Origin of the sequence: Mycoplasma sp. CSL7503-lung (assembly GCF_025515455.1) — a bacterium.
In the GTDB taxonomy this organism is placed as follows: domain Bacteria; phylum Bacillota_I; class Bacilli_A; order Mycoplasmatales; family Metamycoplasmataceae; genus Mycoplasmopsis.
This window is the reverse complement of record NZ_JAOPHP010000041.1, coordinates 1-3,206: the sequence shown is the minus strand read 5'-3', so window position 1 is coordinate 3,206 and position 3,206 is coordinate 1. Positions and strand designations below refer to the sequence as shown.

General features: G+C 23.6%; 4 protein-coding genes and 1 other RNA gene. All 5 read left to right on the top strand.

The features are described 5' to 3' along the window. The first annotated feature begins 204 nt into the window (after positions 1 to 204). A complete protein-coding gene (locus N9R85_RS03775) occupies positions 205 to 1,005 on the top strand; it encodes a hypothetical protein (protein WP_262858650.1) in 801 nt (266 codons plus the stop codon). A gap of 341 nt (positions 1,006 to 1,346) precedes the next feature. Beyond that, positions 1,347 to 1,556 carry a hypothetical protein gene (locus tag N9R85_RS03770; RefSeq protein WP_262858649.1) on the top strand — a complete coding sequence of 70 codons (210 nt, stop codon included), beginning with the start codon at positions 1,347 to 1,349 and terminating at the stop codon, positions 1,554 to 1,556. Further along, complete coding sequence (locus N9R85_RS03765; protein WP_262858648.1) at positions 1,537 to 1,809, top strand: hypothetical protein; 273 nt, start codon at positions 1,537 to 1,539, stop codon at positions 1,807 to 1,809. Before N9R85_RS03770 ends, N9R85_RS03765 begins: the two co-directional genes overlap by 20 nt. 83 nt (positions 1,810 to 1,892) lie before the next feature. After that, entirely contained in the window at positions 1,893 to 2,330 is a 438-nt protein-coding gene (gene smpB / locus N9R85_RS03760; RefSeq protein WP_262858647.1) for an SsrA-binding protein, read from the top strand. Positions 2,331 to 2,332: 2 nt separating this feature from the next. Further along, positions 2,333 to 2,753: a transfer-messenger RNA gene (ssrA, locus tag N9R85_RS03755) on the top strand. The last annotated feature ends 453 nt before the right edge of the window (positions 2,754 to 3,206 follow it).

The following is a 3,206-nucleotide window of genomic DNA, read 5'->3' as shown; positions in this document are numbered from 1 at the left end:
ATATAATTTGAGTTATATTATTTTCGGTGTTAATATAATATATAATTTAATAAATTAAAATGAAAAAAACTCATATCAATAAAAAATTAATATGAGTTTTGTGTCAAATTTTATTCACCTAACTTAAGTGTTAGTCTTAATAAAATATTTGACAAATTAGATAAATCATGAGCTAAGATTAATGTTAACTCATATCCTATAAGTTTGAATAAGTTAGAAAAAGAAGAATGATTAAAAGGTACTGATTATCTTAAAGATATTTTAATAGTTAATAATTTGATAAAAAATAATGACGAAAATACTCCAAAATCATTAAAAGATTTAATGATTTTAAATAGTGATAAATATGATAACAGTAAAAAGAATATGGTCTTTATGGGTTCATCTCTTTTTAGAAATGGTGCTTATTTAGAAAACACAAAATTAAGAGATAAAGCAATAGCATATTTTGCAAAAATTGAAGAACTCTATCCACGAAGTGAATATAATTATCTTTTTAAATTACATCCATATTATAAACCTGAGCAATCATTAAATTATGTTAAGATGCTTCTTGGTAAAGAAGATGTTTCTGATTATATTATTTTAGATCCGTCTGTTTCATGAGAAAACATGTTATCACTCGATTATTCTAATTTAGAAAATAATCAAGGCGAATCTGTTTTATTTAAAAGAGCAAATAATAAAATAATCCCTAATATGAAATTATTTACACTTCAAGCAACAACTACTGTTTTAATGTCTACAATGCAATTTATCGAACAAATACTTGATGGTTATAATACACTCGATTCAAAACGTGAAGTTGTTGACCCAAGTATTATTCCTTTAAACGAAGAGATAAATATAATCAATAGAGAAAATGAAGACCAAAAAAATTATTATGAAATAAATTACAATAATTTGTACAGTATTTATAAGTGAAATTTAACAAGTAATGATTTTTATCCTATAACTGAATTTAAACCACTAAGTGAGTTTCTAAAACAAAAGAAAAAGAACTAATTATCAAAAAACCTATATCAATTCAATGGTATAGGTTTTTTGATATATTTATTTTTAAATTTTTATAAAAAAATATTATTTTCTTGTAACTAATTAAAAAATAATTTTAATGAAAGAAAATGAATAATTTTTAAAAATATTTTTATATTTATTAAAAAAAGTGAGTTTTTAGTGTAAAAATATTTGCTTATATATATTTTTTATATTTTTTTACAAGAATTTTATAATTATTTTATTATTTTTACCTTATTCTTAGGAATGAAATATTTATTTCATTTTTTTATATTTCTAATATAATTTTGTCGAAATTTAATGGTAAAAAACTAAGGGGACAAATTATTATGATTAAATTCAAAAAATACTTGTTTGTAGGTTTAACTATGCTACCTGCAACAGTAGCCGTTGTTTCGTGTTCTAAAACTGAACAAAAGAGTGAAACAACAAACGAAAAAACAGACGTAAATACTAAACAAGATACTCCTAAAGTAGGAGAAGATAAAAAAACATCAGAAGAAAAAAGAGTTAGATACAATGCAACGTGAACATCCTAAAGTTGATGATGAAAAAATGCCTTCTGATGATCCTAATGTAATACCTGATGGTTGAGTTAATAAAGAACCACTTGATTCAGATCAAGATCAAGAACACCCTGAGTTAGGTAAGGGCAGAAAACAACAAGAAAAAGATTTTAAAGCTCCACAAGCAGGTACACAAGTAAATCAAAAACCAGCTAAAACTGAAAAAGATTCTAATGCTCCACAAGCAGATAGAAATGGAAGTAAAAAGCAAGTTTCATCAAAATAAAGTTAAAAAACAGTAATTTTAAATAAAACTAAAAAAAGTAAAAATAATTTTATTTCTTAAAAATTGTTATAATAATATTACTTATGAAAATAATAGCTAGCAATAAACACGCTTTTAGAGACTATGAAATATTAGATCGTTTAGAAGTAGGAATATCTTTATTAGGTTGAGAAATAAAATCAGCACGTGCTTCTCAAGTATCTTTAGATAATGCTTTTTGTTCTATTTATAAAAATGAACTTTATTTAAAAGAATCGTTTTTTAAACAGTATATGTTATTTAAAGCAGAACCAACACGTGATAGAAAATTGTTAGCTCATAAAAATGAAATTCGTAAGTTAAAACATAAAATGGAAACCCAAAAATTAACTTTAGTACCACTTAAGTTTTATTTTAATAAACAATCTAAGTTAAAATTAGAAATTGCATTAGCACGTGGTCTTAAAAAATACGATAAGAGAGAAAAAATACGTAAAGAGGAAGCTCAAAACAAAATTAAATCAACAATTCAATTTTATTAATTGGGGGTATAATGGTTTCGACATATATGGGTTTTATTGTATTGCAGTAGTGTTGAGGACTATAATCTCTACTAGGCTTTTTAAACGGAAACGATAAAAAAGAAAACGAAGAATTTAACTTTTCTTCACCAGCGTTTTACGCTAACTCAAATCTTGCATTTGCTTAATATTTAGCGTCAAGTTGTGTTTATATAACTCCTTTAGTATAAACATAGGTTTTAAAGGATAAAATAAAAGTGTGGTAACTTTTATTTGAATTTAACTATTGGTCCAGAAATAAACTAAGAGGATTTTTGTTAGTCTTATGGATTCTGGATACTCTTATTTTTGCCTCATTAAATAAAGACCAAAAACTAAATAAACTGTAGAAGTATAATAAGCATTCATGTGTGGACACGGGTTCGACTCCCGTTACCTCCACCATTTTTTTATATCTTTTTAATGTGGTATTAATTTCACATTTTATGCTTAAAATGGAATAAATTTATAAATTGATATATAATATATTTGCCTTTAGTGAATAAAGGCAAAATTGTTTTATAAATTAAAATCATATTATTATTCTTTCTGTATTGTGTATTATCCTTTTTTATTAATATAATGTGTTATATTATTTTGTCCTACTTGTGGTACTAATGCTTACTGACTACATATTACATACAATATTCAAATTATAATATAAGTACATAGGTGACTTTACTATGTACTTTTTTAATTCAATTTTTTGATTAAAAAACACAATAATGTTATTTATTAAGTTAGGTGAATAAAATTTGACACAAAACTCATATTAATTTTTTATTGATATGAGTTTTTTTCATTTTAATTTATTAAATTATATATTATATTAACACCGAAAATAATATAACTCAAATT